Raw genomic sequence first — 19,521 nt, 5'->3', positions numbered from 1 at the left:
CGATGCCTTTCGTCACGTCGGCAGACAGCAGGATCGACGGACTTCCTCGACCCATCGTTCGTCATGCCACCAATGGCGGCTTTTCGAGGCCAAACGCAAGGGGCCCTGAGCGGCCGGTCCGGCGGTGGCGTGCTGCGGCGTCTCCGTCGCCGCCCCGGCATCCTTGCCGCGGAACGGCGCGATCAGACCCTCGACATCGTGCAGAAAGCCGTTGACCATCACCTGTTCCACCCGCGCCGCGTCATCGATGACCCGCAAGGGATCGCCGTCGACGACGATGATATCGGCGAGCTTTCCAGCCTCGATGGCCCCGATACCCTGCCCCAGGACATCGCCCGACACGCTGGTCGCGCTCCGCAGGGCATCGACCGGCCTCATCCCGTAGCGGACCATGGCGCGTAGATTGAGATGCATGGACAGGGCCGGGGCGACGATCGGATAGTCGGTCCCGGTGACGATCTTGACGCCCTCGCGCATCAAACTCATCACGCCCTCCACCTGATGGGCGACCATCGGCACCGGCTTGCTGGGACCGGCCGCGGCGGCCTTGCGCAGCGGTGCCTGTTCCCAGGCGGGAAACAACACCGACAGGCGGGGATCGTCGAGCAGTCCCGGCCAGTCGCCCAGCATCCCCTCCAGCCCGAACAGGGTCGGCGTGCGGAATCCTTTGCAGCCCGAGGCGATCGCCAGGACGTCCTGATAGATCCGCCCGAGACTGCTCCCCGTCCGCGAGAACCCGAACCGGCTGGTGCCGCCCATATGCTCGTGACCGTCGGCGCCGAAGGCGACGGCGGGAAACAGATAATGGGAGGTGACGGGGATACCGATGGAATGGCCGAAGGCGACGACTCGCCTCTGGAGCCGAAGGGGCAAGCGGACATAGCATTTCAAGAGATCGTATTCGAGGGCTTCCGCTTTCGAAAGCTCCCGTTCCAATTGTCCGTCGTCGGAAATCGGCCGCATGCCGTCCCAGAAGACACGCGACCCGTCGAGGGCGTCGCCGGTGGCGAAATGCCTGGGGCCGACGCGGCGGCCGGCATCGACGGATTCCCTGTTTTCGATGGCCAGATAGGGATTGTCGCTCAGGCCGCGGGTCGCCGTCACGCCGAAGGCCAAAAAAATGCGAGGCTCCCGGTCGCCGAACTGATTGCCCATTTCGCGATGGGTGTGCATGTCGATCAGCCCCGGCATCACGGTGCGCCGACCGGCGTCGATCCAGGCCGCATCCCCCCGGTCCGGCCGATGCGGTTCGACGGCGGCGATGCGGTTGCCCTCGATCAGGATATCGACATCGCTGCGCATTTCCTCGGCGCGTCCATCCCACATGCGCCCGGCATGAACGACCTGCAGGCCGGACGGCTTGGCCAGCGCCCAGGTGAAAGACAGGGGTAGGGTTTCGATCGAACCGTCGGCCATCGTCAACAGACGCAAGCTGCCGTTCGACAGATAGAGGATCTTGCCGCCGTCCCCGCTCCAACTGATGGAGTCCGTCGTCTCGTCGTTGAGCGGTCGCGGCGCGCCGGTGGGACGCCCCCGGGGGTCGACAGGCATCGACCACAATGTGCCCTTCATGGTGAAGGCCATGGCGGTGCCGTCCGGCGACCAGATCGGCCCGTTCACATTGCGGACGTCGAGCGACAATCCCGGACCGGGTAAATGATATGCGGTCTCGCCGTTGGACAGTTCGCAGGTCAGGATGGCGTTCACCCCTTCGCGATAGCGCGATGAATAGGGCTGCACCGCGGCAAGGGCGATCACGTCGCCGGCCTTCGACCAGGAGGCCCGCCCGGACCACACCGTCTGGTGCAGAAGCCGCGTCATGGCGCCGCTGGCGACATCCAGCACATAGAGATAGCCGTCCTGGCTGGCGCAGGCGATCCGGGTGGAATCGGGGGACCAACTGCTTTGCTTCATGGCGCTGGGCGAACGGCTCAACTGGCGCTCTTCGCCGGAGGCGAGGTCCCGCAGCCAGATATCCAGCTTGCCGCCACGGTCGCAGGAGTAAGCAAGCCATTTGCCGTCGGGCGACCACGCCGGATAGGTCTTGGCGTAGGAATCGTCGGTCAACTGCCGCGGTCGCGCCGTCCCGACGTCGAGGCACCACAACTGCCCCAGCGCGGTGAAAGCGATTTTTCCGCCGTCCGGCGACAACACCGGGAATGAGATCCCCTTGACCGGACGGGGCGCTTCCGAATCGAAATCGCGGCGACGGCGGGGATAGTCGCCGGCGTGGGCCACGGTCACCCGCGCGGTGAAAGGCACCGGGGCCGCATCGCCGCCGGCCAAATGGCGCCGCTTGATCCGGCCATCCGCGGTATAAAAAATCTCGTCGGCGGACAGCCAGGACACCGGAAAGGGAAATACGTCCTCGTCCTCTCCGGTGATCGGCACGCCGGACCGGTAAAGCCGGCTCGACCGCATGTCCCGCGGCGTTCCCGACGCCACCCGATAGACCAGCCCGCGCCCATCCGGGGTCCAGGCCGGCGCATTGACAGCCCCTTGCGCAACCACCGTCTGGGCGCCCTGCTCGTCGAGCACGATCAACTGTCCGCCGCTGACGAAGGCCACGCGCCGTCCGTCCGGCGAAAAAACCGGCTCGCTGTCCTCATGCGGCGTATCGACGACCACCGTTACGTCGCCGCTCCTCAGATCGAGGACATAAATCCCGTAATTCCCGCCGCAATCCGAGGCAAACAGAATGCGCCGGCCATCCGGGGCGTAGCGGGGCTCGCGACAGTCGAACAGTCCGCTCGTCCGCTGCAGGAGACCGCTGCCGTCGGAATTGATCGTCCAGATGTGGAAATTGCCGTCTCGGTAGGATTGGAAGGCGATCATCCCGCCATCCGGCGACCAGTCGGGACGGGCGATATCGTCCAGATAGCCGGTCAATTGCCGCGCTTCTCCCCCCTCTGCCGGCATGAGCCAAAGAATCCCCTGCAAATCCATGGCGATGGTTTTGCCATCCGGAGACAGGGCGATGGAGACATTGGTGCCTTCCCGCAACGTCACCGGGATGTCGCCGAAGCTCACCGGATTCGGTGCCGGCCCGGCTGAGGCGCCCGGGGCGGGCATGGAAGCGGCGGCCGCGCCGCCGGCCTTGCCGAGCAGGCTCCAGGCGACGGCCGCGCCGCCGGCCGCAACGAAATCCCGACGAGTCAGCCCCGGCCCTTCATCCGCGATGTCATCACGATCCATTCGACATGTCCCCCGCCGTTCCCGTCCGAAGGGGGCCCCCCTCATCGGCTTTCCAGCCATAGTCCCGTTCCGCCGTCTGCGGAGAAAGAAGACCCTGCCTGATATCCTCGTCGACGGCCGCCCGCTCGCGCTCGCCGGGAGCCCCCAGTCCGGCGCCGCCCGGCAATTCCAGAACCAGCCGGTCACCGGCCGGAATTTCCTGCAATCCCTTGGCCCGCAAGGGAGTTCCGGAGGCCAGGCGCACCACGCCCGGCGCCCCGCCGCCGCCGCCGTCCCGCCCCCGGGCGGCGAAACGGACGCGCTCGAACATCGCCAAAACCTCGAAAGGCTGCTGCAACCGGGACCCGACCTCGACGATCTGCCCCAGGCCGCCCCGCGTCCGCCCCGCCCCACCGCTGTCCGGCCGCAGTTCCTTGCGCCAGATGACGATGGGCGCGCCGGCTTCCGTCACCTCGACCGGCATGGCGCGGACACCGCTCGGAAAAGCCGTGGCCGACAAGCCGTCCTGCGACTGCCGGGCTCCCGATCCCCCACTGTTGAAGAAAACCGTCTCGAACGCCCGGCCGTTGCGGTCTTCCATTCCCGGCACGGCCTTGGCGCGAAGCTGCACGCTCCACAGACAGGATGATCCTTCGGCCGGAACCCGACCCGGCAACGCCTGGCTCAAGCAGCCGAAGACGACGTCGGGCAACATCTGGCCGATGACATGGCGGGCCGCCACGGGCCAGGGCCGCTCGACATTGAGAATGGATCCCACCGGCGCCCTCACCTTGAACGGAGCCAAGGCACCGGCATTGTTGGGAATCTCGGGCGAGACGATGCATTTCAGGCCGAAAAAGGTGTAGGCCTTGCAGTAATTCAGCACCACATTGATGCCGTGCCGGACGGCGGCGTCGGTTCCCTGGTAATCGACCAGGATATCCCCCTCGCCGATGGTCAGTGCCGCCCGCAGGGTGATCGGCCGGTCGTAACCGTCGACGACCATTTCATTATGCCATGTGCCCCGGGGCAATTTGGCGATTTCCGCCTCGGTCGCCGCCTGTGAACGGGTAATCACGTAGTCCGCGATATCGCTCAGCGTCTCCAGGTGGAATTCGTCCAGCATCGCCCGCAGGCGCCGCGCCCCCGAATCGTTGCTGGCGATGTAGGAAAGCACATCGCCCTCGACCTGCAGCGGCGTACGGACGTTCTGACGCACGAGTTCCATCAGGACGTCATTGATCTTTCCCCGCGAAGCCAGCTTGAGGATCGGGATCTGCAATCCCTCCTCGTAGATGGAACGTCCGTCCGGCCCCTGCCCCAGCCCTCCGATATCGAGCTGATGGCAGCAGCAGCCGAGCAGCGCCGCCACGCGCCCCCGATGAAACACCGGACTGACGACGGTGATGTCGTGCAGATGGCCGGCGGTCAGCCAGGGATCATTGGTGATGTAATGATCCCCATCCTCCATGCCGTCGGCGGGAAATTTCGCCAGAAAATGCCGGACGCCCTCGGCCATGGAGTTCAGATGTCCGGGGGTGCCGGTGACGGCCTCGGCGACCAGACGCCCCCGGACATCGAACACCGCCGCCGACAGATCGCCGGCGTCGCGCACCGTCGTCGAAAAAGCCGTCCGCATGAGCGTCTGCGCCTGTTCCTCGACGATCGAGACCAGCCTTGCCCACATCACCTGCATACGGACGTCGGAAAGCGCCGAGGTCATGGTTCTTCTCCCTTCCCACCGGCCCGAAGGCTCAGCACCAGACAACCGTGACCGTCGACGTCGAGATCGAAAGCCGGCGAAACGACGGTGGTGGTCTCGTCCTCGACGACGAGCGCCGGCCCGGCCAAATGATCGCCCGGGTGCAAGTCGTCCCGCCGCACCACGGCGAACGCCATGGTGCGCCCGCTCGCCGGATCGAGGACGGAATGGCGGAGCGTTACCTCGAAAGCCCTCGGCTCGACGGGAGCGGCGCTGGAACGGGCCGTGGTCCGCCGTGCCGAAACCGAAACGCGCCAGGTAAGAATTTCAATATCCAACCCGGCGATGACGGAACCGTATTGAGCGCGATAGGTCGCTTCGAAGCGGTCCCGAAGCACGACTTCGTCCGCCCTGTCCAAAGGCCGCGCCGGAACGGCGATCGGAATTTCGTAACCTTGGCCCCGATAACGCGCGTAGGCGATCCGTGTTTCCGACCGCGGCACGCCGGGCGCCCCACGGCTCACCAGGTCGTGCGCCTCCTCCGACATGGCGGCGAGCAATCCGTTCAAGGCGTCGATTTCGATCTGTCCGACGCATTGATGAAAGCTCCGGGCCACCTCATAGGCGATGGGGGCCAGCAGGAAGCCGACCGCGGAGCCCACACCGGCGCTCCGTGGAATGATGACCTGCGAAATACCCAGCTTTTCGGCGACGCGCGCCGCATGCAAGGGCGCCGCGCCACCAAAGGCCACCATCGTGCGCTGATCGACGGCCGTCCCCTGTTCCACCGCATGCACCCGCGCCGCGCTGGCCATCGTCTCGTCGACGATCTCGCTGATCCCCAAAGCCGGGATGCGGCTGTCGGCCCCGGCATTCCCCAAGCCGCCGACGACGGTTTCGGCCCGCGAGCGATCCAGCGTCATCAAGCCCCCGGCAAAGGCCGTCGGATCGATCCGGCCCAAAAGCAGATCGGCATCGGTCACCGTCGGATTGCCGCCGCCACGGCCGTAACAGGCCGGCCCCGGCTCGGATCCCGCGCTGCGCGGACCGACGACGATCCGCCCGAGAGCGTCGCGCCGGGCGATCGATCCCCCGCCAGCGCCGATTTCCACCATCTCGACCACCGGAATGCGCAACGGCAGACCGCTTCCCTTGCGAAAGCGGTGCATGCGCGCGACCTCGAAACTATGGGAGGTTTGCGGCTTGCCGTGATCGATGAAACAGATTTTCGCCGTGGTCCCTCCCATGTCGAAGGCGAGCATCTTGTCGATCTGCCGTTCGGCGGCGATGGCGGCGGCGAAGATCGCCCCGCCGGCCGGGCCCGATTCGACCAGCCGTACGGGAAAGCGTACCGCGGTATCGACGGTGGTCAAACCACCCGAGGACAGCATCAGGTAAAGCGGGCAGCGAAAGCCCAGGTCATGCAGCGCATCATCGAGCCTGGCCAGATAGCGGGCGACGATCGGCTGCACATAGGCATTGGCGGCGGTCGTCGAGAATCTCTCATATTCCCGCATTTCCGGCGAAACCTCGCAGGACAGGGAAATGCTGAGATCCGGCATTTTCTCGCGCAGAATGTCGGCCGCCATCCGCTCGTGCCCAGGATTGACATAGCTGTGCAGGAAGGCGATGGCGACGCTTTCCACACCTTCGGCGGCAAAAAAATCGGCGGCGGAACGAACCGCCGACGGATCGAGCGGCAACAGGACGCCGCCGTCGGCGGCGATGCGTTCGGGAACCGTCCGCCGCAGGCCCCGCGATACCAGCGGTGACGGCTTGTCCATGGTGATGTCGTATTGATCGAAGCGGCTTTCGCTCCCCAGATCGAGCACGTCGCGAAAGCCTTCGGTGGTCAGCAGACCGGTCCGCACGCCCCGGCGTTCGATCAGGGCGTTGGTGGCGAGAGTCGTCCCATGGACGATCAAGCCGACATCCTCGGGCCGCAGGTTCGCCTGGGCCAGCAGGATCGCGATGCCGTCGAGCAAGGCTCGCTCGGGCGCGTCATGGGTGGTCAAAACCTTCGTGGTGTGGCGTCGATCAGGCGTTTCCAGCACCACGTCGGTGAAAGTCCCTCCGATATCGGCTCCAATACGGGCTAATGCGCCACCCTTCGTCACGTCTGCGGTCTCCTCGGTTATCGGCGGCAGGAAGTGGTCTGAAAGATCAGGCCGGCGCATCCGTGCCGGACGGCTCATATTTGAAGGTCGCGTAGAAACGCGACAAATGGGTCGCCACATGCACCGGCGGGTAATGCGCGCCGCCGTCCTCGCGCACGAATTCCGGCAGGGGCGCGATAGTCGCGTCGTGGTCGGGATTGAGGAAGAACGGAACCGAGAAACGCTCGGTTCGCGATTTGTTGCGCACGCGATGATAATTGGACAAATAACGGCCGTTCGACCACCACATCATCATGTCGCCGACATTGATGGTGTAGGCCCCGGGGATCGGCGGAGCGGCGATCCAGGTGCCGTCCCGACGCTTCACCTCAAGACCGCTGACCTCGCCTTGCGCCAGGATGGTCAGCGGCCCCTCGTCGGTATGGGAGACGGTGTTGGTCACTTCGGGATCGGCATCGCCGGGAAGGCTGGGGTAATACATCATGCTCAATTGGCACAAGGGCTTGTCGAAATAGGCGTCGAAGCGGTCTTCCGGCAGGCCGATGCCGAGGGCGAAGGCGTGCAGCAACTGCCGGGACAGCTCCAGCATGGCCCGGTAATAGCGGTTGCAGACCGTCCCGAAATCGGGCAGATCGGCCGGCCAGCGATTGGGCTTGTAGAAAACGCTGCCCGAGGCGACATCGGGATCGTCGGCCGGCAGATCCGCCTGAATGCGATATTGCTCGAAGACGCGGCTGTCGCGGCTCAGCGTCTCGCCGGGTTGCGAAGCGATCCATCCCCGATACCAGTCCGGCGTCGCCGCGGCCTGCCGTCGCCGCTCCAGAGGCAAATGAAAGAAAGCCGCGGACTGCTCGAAAATGGCGCTGCGCAGACTTTCCGGCACCCCGTGGCCGACCAGATAGAAGAACCCTATGCGCTCGCAAGCCTCGGCCAACGCCGCCGCCACGGCTTGCCGATCGGCCGCGTTGCCTTGAAGAAACGGAGAGAAATCGATCACGGGAATTTCCGATATCTCGACGGCCTTGGCCACCAAGACGTCGTCCAGTCCTTTTTCGCTACGACTCATCTCCGGACCTCCTCATTGAAGCTGGCTGACGGGTTTTCGGCACGACGATCCCTGAAATACGCGGAAGACGCCCCCACGCCGGAAAACCGGACGACGGCATCGTCCGGATCAAGGAATAGCGTGTAATCCCATTTCCGTGAGATGCCTTTTCCGTTCAGCGGCGATGCCGAAAAGTCTACGGAACGCCAATCAGAAACAAAAAATTGCAAAAAATACAAAAAATATAAATAATATGTGCTAATTAATTTTTTCATCCTGCTTAATTATAGATATTTTCTCATTTTAAAATTTGTTTTTATGAAAATTATTAAAATAATTCTAGACTGTATCATTTGTTATTTGATAGGAAGGAGAGGAACAGTCAGTGATGACGCCATCACCATCGAGATAGCCAGCAAGGAGATCAGATGACCTCGCGCAACCGCCCCGCCCTTTCGCCATCCGCCGGTCTTTCCATCGACAGGCGATCCGCTCTCGGACACCTCGGGCGGCTGGGTATCGGCGCCGTCTCCCTCGGCGGCTTCCTCCGCTTCGCCGCGGGTCCCGCCGCCGCCGAAACGCCGACACCGGTCAGCCATCAGCTCGGCTGGCTGAAAGGCGTTCAGTTCGGCGGCGATTTCATGGCCCAGGAACAAGGCTATTTCGCCGAGGAAAAACTCGATGTTCACTACAACGCCGGAGGGCCCGGCACCGATTACCGCACCCTGGTCGCCAGCGGACGCACCCTGGTCAGCGAAAGCAACGCGCTCGGCATCATCGAAGGGGCCCGGCAAGGCCAGCCGATCGTCGCCTTCGCCGCGGTCATGCAACGCGATCCCGGCTGTTTTCTCAGTCCGGCCTCCGCCCCCATCACCTCGCTGCAGGATATGGTCGGCAAAACAATCGGGCTGCCGAACAACATTCGGGCTCAAGTCCAGGTGCTGCTGAAGCGCGCCGACATCGATGCCCGCAAGATCAAGTTCGTGCCCGTCGGCACAGATCCCGGCATGCTGATGGCCAAGCAGGTCGACGCCTATTGGGGATGGGCGACCACCGCCGCGACAGCCCTGCGCCTGGCCGGACTCGACCCTTACATCCTCTATACGTCCGATCTCGGCATCGCGGATTATGGACAAGTCCTGATCGCCCGGCGCGACAGCATCGAGCAAAACGGCGACACCTTCGTCCGTTATACCCGCGCCCTGATCAAGGGATGGCGCTGGATGGTCGACCATCCGGCGGAAACCGCCAAAATCGTCGTCGAGAAATATGCCCAGCCGGGGACGGATCTGGCGCGCCAGACAACCGAGGCGGAGGAGATGAAATCCTACGTCCTGCATGGCGACGCGCTCACTCAGGGACTTCTGTGGATCAAACCGGAGGTCTTCGAAAATGCCCTGAAACTCGCGCAAGACGCGGGAACCGTCGCCTCGACGCAATCGATCGATATCTCCCGGATCGTCACCCAATCGATTATCAAGGCCGCCCTCGGGAAAAGCTGAAAGGGGAACGGACCGGCCATGCCCCGCCGGTCCGGAACGCAGGCCCGACTCGGCGGGATGCCGGCAGTCGGGCCCCGGCTTCACACGATGACTCCGCCGTCGATCACCAACTCCTGCCCGGTGATATTGCGACCTCCCTCGCCGACCAGGAACATGATCATCGCCACCACGTCGGCCGGTTCGTTCGGCCGTCCGAGAGCGATTCCCATCTGCGCGACATAACGCTCGATGACAACCTGTTCGGAAACCCCTTCTTCGGCAGCCTGCGCCTTCCAGCGCAACCGCATCCGATCGACGGCGATCGCCCCCGGCGCCACGTAATTGACCGTCACCCCGTGGGGTCCGGCTTCGAGCGCGGCGCTGCGCGTCAAGCCGCGCAGCCCCCACTTCGACAGGGAATAGGTCGAACGCCCGGCCCGGCCCCGCAGGCCGTGATTGCCGCCGATATTCACCACGCGCCCGCCGCCTTGCCGATACATCACCGGCAACAGATGCGTCATCGTCAGGAACGGCCCCCGCAGATTGGTCGACACCACGGCATCGAAATCCTCGACGGCGATGTCCCCGATCGCCGCGCCGAGCGGGCCCGGAATACCCGCTGCATTGAGCAGCACCTCGACCCGACCGCCGGACCACTCGAGGAACGCCGCCACCGATCGCGCAACGTTCGCCGGGTCGGTGACGTCCGTTCGCAAGCAGATCGTCCTCGCCTCGCCGGCCGCGCCGCGGATATCGGCGGCCACGTCCTCCAACGCCGCCGGCCGCCGGCCGAGCAGCGCGACATCGTAGCCGGCCTTGGCCAAAGCCAGCGACGCCTCGCGGCCGGTGCCACTGCTCGCCCCGGTGACGAAGGCCGCGGGTCGTCTCTCCAGTTTCGAGGACTCCATCGATCATACCGCCTGTTCGAAATAGCGCTTTTCGAGCGTCGACTGGGTCTTATAGATCGACCCGGTGGTCCGTGCCGGGAAGGGCAGCTTGACGACCGTCGGTTCGAAACGGACGAATGATGTCTGGGGGCCGGAGACGATCCGGCGATTATAGTCGTCCCAGTCGACATGATAGAAAAGCGGCCAGGCGTCGGTCGCGGCATATTCGAGAAAAAGAATACGCCGCGACGCGCCCGAACGATTGGCCCCCGAACCGTGAATGGCCAGAGGATGGTGGAATGCCACCGTGCCGGCCGGCCCGGCCAGGGGAGCCGCCTTGGAAAAATCCAGCCCGGGCGTATCCGGCGCGACCGCCCCGACGAAATATTGCTCCTCGTCATGATGATCGAGCAGCGGACCGCCATGGCTGCCGGCAAGGACCCGCATGGCGCCGTTCTCGACGGAACAGTCGTCGATCATCACCGAGGCGACGCAGGTCGACATGTTGGTATGGGGCGCGAAGGCCCAATCCTGGTGCCATTCCAGGGCCGAACCGGTCTTGGCCGCCTTCATATTGATCTTGCTGTGATTGAGCCGGATGTCCCGGGTGCCGATCAGCTTGGCGATCACCGCCAGGATGGCCGGGTGCCTGGCCAGCTCGAAATAGAAGGGGTCGACGCGATGCGGCTTCTTGATCCGCTGAATCTGCGGAGCCTCGGGCCGGTGACCATCTTCGAAATCGAAAACGCCGGTCTCCTCGACCAGACCGCGAGCCTGGTCGGCCACCCGATCCGTCACCTCCCGCAGTTGGGCGAGAACCGGGCCGCTCAACAGCCCCGGCATGACGGCATAACCATCCCGTTGATAATGATCGACAACCTCGTCCATGGACATCATTTCAATCCTTTCACGATAATGGCTGGTCAGGCGTCGCGGCCGCCGAACGTGGGTTCCCCGGCACTTTTCGACAGCACCGGAACGTCCGTCAGGACCATGTGAGCCTTGTAATGGGTAATGCATAAGGGCAGCCCCGCGGCGACCGCCGCGATCTGCGCCGTGGCGGCGCAGGCCCAGAAAACCGGCAGTTCGTCTTCGCGCAAGGCGGTCAGGCCATGGCCGCCATAGGAGCGCGTCAAATCATCGATACCGAGGAGATGCGGCAGGCCGATATGGACCGGCGCGCCGTGATATTCCGGATAATGCTGGCAAATGAGCGCGGCCCGGATGGCGTCCTGCGGCGTCATCGGACGCATGGAAACGACCATGTCGCCTCCGAAGGGCCCGACGGGGACGGTCGCGCGATTGGTCACATACATGGCCGAGACATTGCCCTCGTCCAGATGCCGCAGACGCACGCCATGGCTTTGCAAGACGCTTTCGAAAGAAAAGGAACATCCCAGCACGAAGGCGACCAGGTCATCTCGCCACAGATCGCGGATATCGCGGGGCGTTCCCGTCAGGACGCCATTTTCGAAGACCATATAGCCCCCGACATCGGTCCGCAGATCGAGATCGGAGGCAAGCTCCGGAAGATGCGGAACACCCGCGGCCGACCGCCCCATCACCGGCAGGGCCCGGCTGTTGAGCTCACAGAATTGGGCGAAATCGTCGGCGAAGGGAGCGGGCACGATCACCAGGTTGCCCTGGGCGAAGCCGGGAGCCGCGTGATTGGTGAAAGAACGGAAGTCCCCACGCCGGATCGCCCGGCGAACCGCGGCGGGTTCGGCAAGATCCGGATCCCGGCCGCCGGCCGGGGATATCCCCGGCGAGATGAAATCGCTTTTCATCGAAGTCTCCGTTCCACCGCGGTCACGGCGCCGTAAAGACGACGGTGACGGTAAAGACGTGCTCCGGCGCGTCGGACCAGACCTCATGGGGCATCGCCGGATAAGTCCCCCCCTTGACGATGGAGAGGGCCTGTTTGTCGAGAATGGGCGAGCCCGAGCCCTGCTCTATCGACGCATCCTGGACCTGCCCCGCGCGATTCAAGACGAAGCGGACCTCGGTCGACCCTTCCGGCCGCTCACGGCGAGCCTGCCCGGACGTGGGATATTGGGTGATCGAGCGGATATAGGCTCGCAGGCGCCCCACATAGCCGGCCTCTTCGCTTGCCACGTTGGCGGCGGGCGCGGCCGGTTTCGGCGGAGCCGCGACCGGCTGAGGAACCGGCGGCGGAGTTTCCGCCGGCGCCTCGGCGACCTTTTCCGGCTGAGGCGTCGGGGGCTTGGGCGCCACCTTTCGCGGCACCGGGATCACCGGCCGAGCCGGTTGCGTTTCCCTCACCTGGGGTGGGGGCGGAGGCGGAGGCGGCGTCACCGCCTTGGGCGGCGGCGCCGGGGGGGCAGGAGGCTCCGGCGCCGCCGCCTCCAGGGTGACCGTGATCGACGCCGGTGGAGGATCGGGCGGCGGGGGTTGCATTTTCACCGGCGATAACTGAAGCGCGAACACCACGGCGATGGTGGACAGCAGGGCCAGGCCGCCGAAGACACGCTCCATCGGATCGACATGCGCCATCTCACTTGGCCTTGGCAATGATGGAGGCCGAGGAGACTCCCGCCTCCTTCAAGGTATCGAGAACATCGACGAGAGTCTGGATATGTCCTCCGCCGTCACCGGCGATGATGACGGTGGTTTTCTTGTCCGCCGTCAGCCGGCGCAATTCGGGAGCCAACTGATCGACGGGATATGGCTGGCCGTCCAGGAAGGTCCGGCCGTCCTTGTCGATGGTCAGCGTCACCTTCTTCAGGTCCGTCACCTTCTCGGTCTGCGCCGATTCGGGCAACTGAACCTTCAGACCCAGGGCCGGCAGGACGTTCATGCTAATCAGCACGAAAAATGCGAGAAGAAACATCATCACGTCGATCATCGGGATGATTTCTATCCGCGCCCGCCTCTCGCGCCGATCAGGCCAGCTTCTCATGTCCTTCTCCTCTTCCTGCTCATCCGTCAGCGACGGGTCGCGCCGACGCTTTGGATCGCGGCGACGCTCTGGGCTGCTCCGACATTTTCCATGGCGCATCGCCCGCCCGGCATGGAGTGAGGACACTCCATGGTGGTTTCCAAAAGAAAGCTCTTGAAGTCTTCGGTGATCAGTTCGCCGAAACGATGGAGAACATTGTGCCCAAGCAACCCGTAGAGCGCGGTGCCAATGCCGATGGCGGTGGCGAACAGGGCGGAGCCGATGCCGCGACTGACCGCCCCCGGATCGGAGATTCCCCCTGACGACAAGGCATTGAAGGTGTCCATGATGCCCAGGATCGTGCCCAGCAAACCAAGAAGCGGCGCGGCGGTGACGATGGTGTCCAACACCCATAGGCGGGCGTTCACACGGCCGTCGACGCGCAGGAACATGGCGGCGGACAGATCCTCGATCCGCGTCCGGGCGATATCGCCTTGCTTCTGCGCCTCGACATATTCACTCATCGAGCGGCTCAGCACGTCGCCGCCGACCGGAATCATCGGCCAGGGACGCAACGGATCGATCGCGATGGCCCGTTCGATCGCCCGCGCTATCCCGCGTTTTCGAATAGCGAGATAGCTATAGTAAAGCAACCTCTCCACTATGACGACGGTGAGTATAATCACACCGGCATAAAGAAGATCTATGGAAAGGCCGTGAAGAAAATCATGAGAGAGTTCCATGGTTCAAAACGCCGTTGTTATTGTTACAAAAGCCGTCAAACCGTTGGCCACATAGTAGGTTGGCGCAGTACCGGCCACGCCCTTGGTAGACAGAGCGTTGACCGTCGGACTGGCCACACCCGACAGATAGTGACGATCGAAAAGATTCAGAAGATTCAAGCGAATCTCGGGCTTTTTCGCATAGCTCAAATCCGGCAGGCGAAAGCCGATGGTCGCGTCCACCGTAGTGTAAGCGGGGATCGACTGATCATTCATGAAGGTCGAATACTGGGAGGCGACATGCTTGACGCCCAGATTGCCGAAATAGGTTCCGTCGTCGTAATCGACGCCGATACCGCTCTGCCAGCGCGGGCTGCGCACGGCGTCCTTGCCCTTGGTCGGAAGATAGACGCCCGCCACCGCGATATCGCTCTCGATGGTCGTATTCAGATATTCGCCCGAGATATAAGGCCGGAAATTGTGATAGGGCCGCAGACCCGCCTCGAAATCCAGGCCACGGGCATTCTGACTGCCGCCGTTGATGGGCGAGGAAAGACAGCCGGGATCGCACACGGTCGAGGAAATCTGACGATTGCGGAAATCGTAATTGAACGCCGAGACCGACAGGCTCAGCAGCTTCGCATGGTAGCGATAGCCGATTTCCTGCATGAACGACGTTTCGTTGGGCTGATTGGGATTGGCCGCCGTGGTCACCGCCCCCGTCGAGGAGGAATAGCGCGGATAAAGCGAACCGGCGGGCAAGGTCCGGAAACTGGTGGCCAGGGTGCCGAACACCTGGTTCTGGTCGTCAAAAGAATAACGCGCGGCAGCGGTCGGCAAGGTCGCCTGCCGGTCGGCATGCGTGTCCTCGACACTCGAGGGAACACCATTGTGGGCGAAACGCGACACATAGACCTGCTTGACGCCGAGATCGATCGACAGACGATCATCCATCAGGGAAATGGTATCGCCGGCGAAGACGGCATTGACGTAATCGGTAGTGTCCTGGTTCCACCCCATGACGACCTGGCCGTTGGCCAGCCGGATGTAATTCGACACGCCTTTCGGATCGGTGGCGGTACCGTTGGAATTCACCGTGCTGTAGGGGCGATACAGCTTGTCGTCGGAATATTGGAACCAATAGCCGCCGACCAGGGTGTGATTTTCATAGTTGTAGGTGAGCTTGCTAACGGCCCCCGTCCGAAGATTGTCTTCGAAGATCGGGTTATAGACCATGACGCCGGTGTCGGTCGTCGTCCCGTTGTGATTGAGATCGACGGCGTTGACCGTATCGCCGAACCCCACCGAGCGTTCATTCAGCGTCGTCGCCGAGCCCGAAGCGCCATAACCGTAGTAGAGGTACGGCGTCACCTTCAGCGCGAGAGCCGTGTTTATCTTTATGTCGGTCGGCGCCGACAGAAGCAAATTACGCCATGGATTGGCGAGCAACTTGTAATATGACGTATCGCCCTTGGAATAAGTGGCGTCATAGTTCGTTGCCGCACCATTGAGTCCGCCCACTTTCCATTGGGTCAGGGTCGGATTCTTATAGGTGTCACGCACGATTTCCGAATAAGTGAACGCGAGTTTCGTCTTGCTTCCGTCGTTGAAATCCTTCACCACGGCCAAATCGACGTGATCTTTCTGGTCCTCGCCCGGACCACGGAAGTGGTCGGCAGTGAAGTGCGAAAAAGAGGCGAAGGCGCGCAGTCCGGTATCGCCGATCTGCCCCGTCTCCAAACGGGCGAATTCGCGAATGGCGTTGTTCGTTCCATAGGACAAGTCGATCAGGCCACCCGGAGTCTTCGCCGGGTCATGCAGATAAAGATCGACGACACCGCCCGTCGCATTGATTTGCGGCGAGGCAAGATCGGCGGACCCCTGATTGAGGGTCACCACATCCATATTTTCGGTATCGATCCACTGGCCGGGATAGACCGACCAGTTGGCCATGTCACTCAGCGGCATGCCTTCGAAATTGAACCCCATTTGGGTCGCGTCGAGACCGCGCACGGCCATGATGCCGGGATTGAAGCCATAAGCGTCGGCGGCGGCGGTATTCGCGCCGGGGACTAATTTCAACACCTGGAAAACGTCGGCGGCGGGCGCCTGTTTCTGGATGAAATCCTTGGTGACCGAACTCTTCGCCTTCGGCACATCCTCATCGACCATGAGACCGCCGCCGACTTCGGTTCGCGTGACGCCCAGCGCCGTCTGGCCATTGTCGGTACCGCCGGCCCCGCCGGTCGCCTCGACATTGCCCACGTCCGTGGGCTGCTTCGTGGTCGAAACGGCTTCCTGCGCATGAAGAGGCGATGTCAAGGCGGTTCCCGCCATCAACAGCGCACCAAATGCCGAAATCAGTTTTCCTCTTTTATGAGTCCCCGCACAGAATTCCACCGGCATCGACACGCCCCCTCTCGAAAAACAAGAAGAAGAAAGACGACACCCCCCTAATGCAACTTTTTTATTATAAAAAATTTCACGGAAAATGGGGGAATTCTTAATATTACCCCCATTATAACTATGATTATTCTTTGACTTTATACCGTCCATGGCCCATACACCCCTTAATCATCTTCCCATTTCACAATCATTACATATGATCACGCTGTAACAGGGGTGCTTTTTTCGTGACCGGATGTTGCAGGAGAGTCTACGGCAAGGAAGCCCTCCCCTCGCCGCCGACCGGACCGGTTTCGGCGGCTCAGAACATCGAAAAATATTCCTGCTGTTCCCAATCGCTGACTTGAGCGTGAAACCGCGCCAATTCGGCGCGTTTCAAGTGGGTCCAGTAACTGATGAAAGGCTGGCCGAAACCCGTCCGCAGACAGATGTCGTCATCCAGCGCCGCCAGAGCCTCCTCCAGGGAGCCCGGCAATCGGGCCGCGTGCGTCTCGTAAGGCGTATCGGCCGACGGCCCCAACTCGAGTTCGCGATCGACACCGTCGAATCCCGTGACGATCTGGCTCGCCATATAGAGATAGGGGTTGGCCGCCGGCTCGCCGATACGGTTCTCCAGTCGCGTCGCGGAACTGCCGGAATCACCGACCACCCGGACCATGGCGCCCCGGTTGTCCCGCCCCCAAATAGCCCGATCGGGCGCCAGGGAGTAGGGTCGGTACCGTTTGTAGCCGTTGATCGTCGGCGTGCTGAACGCGGCGGCGGCGCGGGCATGGTCGAGCAGACCGCTGAGATAGGATCGTCCGAGCGGCGAGAGGATTTCAGAAGGGTCGGACGATTGGAAGGCGTTCGCCGTCGTGCCGCGGTGACGCAACGACTGATGGAGATGCCAACCGCTGGAAACGACGTTGGGAATGCGCGGCCGGCACATGAAGGTCGCATGATAGCCGAGCCGGCGGGCAATCTGCTTCACCGCGCTACGGGCCAACACCACCAGATCGGCAGCATCGACGCCGACCGCCGGACGGAAGGTGATTTCGCATTGGCTGGGCCCGAATTCCACTTCCAGGGAGCAAAGCGGCAAGCCCAATCCCTGCAACCCTTTGCGCAAGGATTCATAAAGAGGGTCCAACTCGTCGTACCGAAGTTCGGAAAGATACTGATAGCCTTGCGTGGTAAGCGTCACCTCGGGAGCGGTTCCCGGCTGGCCGGCGTCGTCGGGACGCAACCGATCGTCCGACAGGCGAAAAAGATGAAATTCCAGTTCCGCGCCCGCGACGAATTCGTAGCCGCGCTCGGCCAGGCGATCGAGGGTCGCGCGGAATAGACTTCGCGTCGAAAAAGGAATCTGCCGTCCGTTGGTGAACCAAAGGTCGCACAGAAGCCATCCGCTGTGCGGCGCCCACGGCAGGACTCTGAAGGTTTGCGGGTCCGGCACCATCAGCATGTCGGCCGCCCCCTGCATCTCCTCGAAGCCGATACCGGCGCCGGCTGAAAAGGTGGCGAAGACCGTTCTGTTCGAGGTGTCCTTCAGCAACAGGGAAGACGGGGCACCGCATCCCTCGCTGCAGACGCGGGGCAATTCGGCGGCGACCACCGTCTTGCCGCGCAACAGGCCATGCTGGTCGACGAAGACCAGGCGGACGACGTCGATGCCGTCGCGCTCCATCCGCAACCCGATATCGTCGATCGCGGCCCGGCGCTCGGGCGTATTCAGCCCGTGACGCTCCACGAAGCTGTCCGCCGCCGGGGAAACGTCATCGGGCATGGACGGATCCTCCCCATGCCGCCTGGGCGCGACGCTCCCGGTCGACGGATTGCCAGTAGTCCCGCCAGTGCAGTGTTTCTCCAATGCCGTCGACCGTGGCAGGTCCGCGCATCTCCAACGATGCCTCGGGACTTAAAGCCATCAGGGGGCGTTGTCCCTCGGCGGCCCGCTGTATCTCGGCCAACAGGAGACGCCGATAGGCGACGATCGCCTTGTCCGAGCGCCCAAGCAATTCGCGCGTGCGGTCTTGGATCACCCCTTGCGATTCGACCGCCCATTGATCGTGGACGTTGATGTCGAAGCCCATCCCCGTATAGGTCTGATCGCGCTGCTCATCCGCGTCATAGCCGTAATCGTTGCTTTTGCCCCGACGCGACCGGTAGTCAGGCAGGGTATAAAGCTCCAGGCGTTGCCGCCTCATCGCTTCCCGGTCGACAGCCTCGCCGAAGCTGGTGAAGATCGCGTACCAGTAACAAGAGTGGTCATCCACCGGGACGTGCCATTGCGTGATGGTCATTTCGGCGCTCATCGGAATGACGAAGGCCTGGGGAAAAACCAGATTGGTCACGCGCACATGCGAGCGCCGGTCGTCTATTTCACGCAACGCGGCGATCCGCAGACCATAATCCGTCGCCTCGACCTCGATCGTCGGGCGCTCGAATTCCCGCAGGATTTTCGTCATCGGGATGTTGGTTCCGGCCGAAGTCCCGCGGAATTGCCGGCCATAGGAAAGGGTCGGATCCTCATCTTGAAAAAAGCGATGCAGGTAGGAGGCGTGAGCGGGATCGATTCCCACCTCCAAGGCCTGCAGCCAGTTGCACTCGAAAAGTCCCTTGAAGGCGAAGGTATGGCTGTCGGGCGCGATGAAACAGTCGAAGGCGGGGAAAGCGGGCGGCTCCCCCTCGCCCAGATAGGCAAAGATGATTCCGCCGAGTTCAATCACGGGGTATGATTTCTGAATGGCCTTGCCGCACAGACGGTCTCCGGGCGGTTCGGCCGGGCGCTCAAGACACCGCCCCTCTCCATCGAACAGCCAGCCGTGGAAAAGGCATCGCAGCCCGCCGTCCTCCAGACGCCCGAAAGCCAAATCGGCGCCCCGATGCCGGCAATGGCGGTCAAGCAGGGCGAGCTTGCCCGCCGCGTCGCGAAAGAGCACCAGATCCTGCCCCAGGAGACGCAGTCCCTTGATCGGCCGATCGGCGAGTTCTTCCGCCAAGGCGGCGGGCTGCCAATACATCCGCATCATCTTTCCGGCCGGCGTATCCGCGCCCGTCCGTGTCACCAGCGTGTTCTGCTGGGTCGTCATCATGGCGATTTTCCCTT

General features: G+C 63.0%; 14 protein-coding genes. 1 reads left to right on the top strand and 13 read right to left on the bottom strand.

Annotation, left to right across the window (positions count from 1 at the left end; translation table 11 throughout):
• Positions 1 to 12: 12 nt before the first annotated feature.
• The 4 genes from CWS72_RS21695 to CWS72_RS21680 are packed head-to-tail and all read right to left on the bottom strand — an operon-like array spanning position 13 to position 8,059.
• Positions 13 to 3,195, bottom strand: a complete 3,183-nt coding sequence (locus CWS72_RS21695; protein WP_158240769.1) for an amidohydrolase family protein — start codon at positions 3,193 to 3,195, stop codon at positions 13 to 15.
• Positions 3,185 to 4,897, bottom strand: a complete 1,713-nt coding sequence (locus tag CWS72_RS21690; RefSeq protein ID WP_101252742.1) for a hydantoinase B/oxoprolinase family protein — start codon at positions 4,895 to 4,897, stop codon at positions 3,185 to 3,187. Before CWS72_RS21690 ends, CWS72_RS21695 begins: the two co-directional genes overlap by 11 nt.
• Positions 4,894 to 6,993 carry a hydantoinase/oxoprolinase family protein gene (locus tag CWS72_RS21685; RefSeq protein WP_241911843.1) on the bottom strand — a complete coding sequence of 700 codons (2,100 nt, stop codon included), beginning with the start codon at positions 6,991 to 6,993 and terminating at the stop codon, positions 4,894 to 4,896. Before CWS72_RS21685 ends, CWS72_RS21690 begins: the two co-directional genes overlap by 4 nt.
• Positions 6,994 to 7,039: 46 nt before the next feature.
• Positions 7,040 to 8,059, bottom strand: a complete 1,020-nt coding sequence (locus CWS72_RS21680) for an isopenicillin N synthase family dioxygenase (RefSeq protein ID WP_101252740.1) — start codon at positions 8,057 to 8,059, stop codon at positions 7,040 to 7,042.
• A gap of 407 nt (positions 8,060 to 8,466) precedes the next feature.
• Between CWS72_RS21680 and CWS72_RS21675 the strand changes: the two genes are divergently transcribed.
• On the top strand, positions 8,467 to 9,540 hold the full coding sequence (locus CWS72_RS21675; RefSeq protein WP_101252739.1) for an ABC transporter substrate-binding protein: 1,074 nt from the start codon (positions 8,467 to 8,469) through the stop codon (positions 9,538 to 9,540).
• An 80-nt stretch (positions 9,541 to 9,620) separates the two neighbouring features.
• Here the strand turns inward: CWS72_RS21675 and CWS72_RS21670 are convergent, their stop codons facing one another.
• The 9 genes from CWS72_RS21670 to CWS72_RS21625 form a co-directional block, all read right to left on the bottom strand.
• Complete coding sequence (locus CWS72_RS21670; RefSeq protein WP_101252738.1) at positions 9,621 to 10,427, bottom strand: SDR family NAD(P)-dependent oxidoreductase; 807 nt, start codon at positions 10,425 to 10,427, stop codon at positions 9,621 to 9,623.
• 3 nt (positions 10,428 to 10,430) lie between these two features.
• Entirely contained in the window at positions 10,431 to 11,303 is an 873-nt protein-coding gene (locus tag CWS72_RS21665; protein WP_199175867.1) for a phytanoyl-CoA dioxygenase family protein, read from the bottom strand.
• 26 nt (positions 11,304 to 11,329) lie between these two features.
• A complete protein-coding gene (locus CWS72_RS21660; protein WP_101252737.1) occupies positions 11,330 to 12,193 on the bottom strand; it encodes a D-glutamate cyclase family protein in 864 nt (287 codons plus the stop codon).
• Positions 12,194 to 12,215: 22 nt separating this feature from the next.
• On the bottom strand, positions 12,216 to 12,920 hold the full coding sequence (locus tag CWS72_RS21655) for an energy transducer TonB (RefSeq protein WP_158240768.1): 705 nt from the start codon (positions 12,918 to 12,920) through the stop codon (positions 12,216 to 12,218).
• Position 12,921: 1 nt separating this feature from the next.
• Positions 12,922 to 13,326 carry an ExbD/TolR family protein gene (locus CWS72_RS21645; protein ID WP_101252735.1) on the bottom strand — a complete coding sequence of 135 codons (405 nt, stop codon included), beginning with the start codon at positions 13,324 to 13,326 and terminating at the stop codon, positions 12,922 to 12,924.
• Between the two features lie 26 nt (positions 13,327 to 13,352).
• Positions 13,353 to 14,048, bottom strand: a complete 696-nt coding sequence (locus CWS72_RS21640; protein WP_101252734.1) for a MotA/TolQ/ExbB proton channel family protein — start codon at positions 14,046 to 14,048, stop codon at positions 13,353 to 13,355.
• Between the two features lie 3 nt (positions 14,049 to 14,051).
• Entirely contained in the window at positions 14,052 to 16,349 is a 2,298-nt protein-coding gene (locus CWS72_RS21635) for a TonB-dependent receptor (protein WP_158240767.1), read from the bottom strand.
• A 385-nt stretch (positions 16,350 to 16,734) separates the two neighbouring features.
• The gene (locus CWS72_RS21630; RefSeq protein ID WP_101252732.1) at positions 16,735 to 18,198 is read right to left on the bottom strand and encodes a glutamine synthetase family protein; all 1,464 of its coding nucleotides are present in this window, start codon (positions 18,196 to 18,198) and stop codon (positions 16,735 to 16,737) included.
• Entirely contained in the window at positions 18,188 to 19,507 is a 1,320-nt protein-coding gene (locus CWS72_RS21625; RefSeq protein WP_101252731.1) for an aromatic ring-hydroxylating dioxygenase subunit alpha, read from the bottom strand. Before CWS72_RS21625 ends, CWS72_RS21630 begins: the two co-directional genes overlap by 11 nt.
• Positions 19,508 to 19,521: the final 14 nt, after the last annotated feature.

The sequence above is a fragment of the Telmatospirillum siberiense genome (assembly GCF_002845745.1).
GTDB classification, from domain to species: domain Bacteria; phylum Pseudomonadota; class Alphaproteobacteria; order Rhodospirillales; family Magnetospirillaceae; genus Telmatospirillum; species Telmatospirillum siberiense.
Note: the sequence above shows the minus strand (reverse complement) of the source record. Positions and strands in the feature narration are given on the sequence as shown.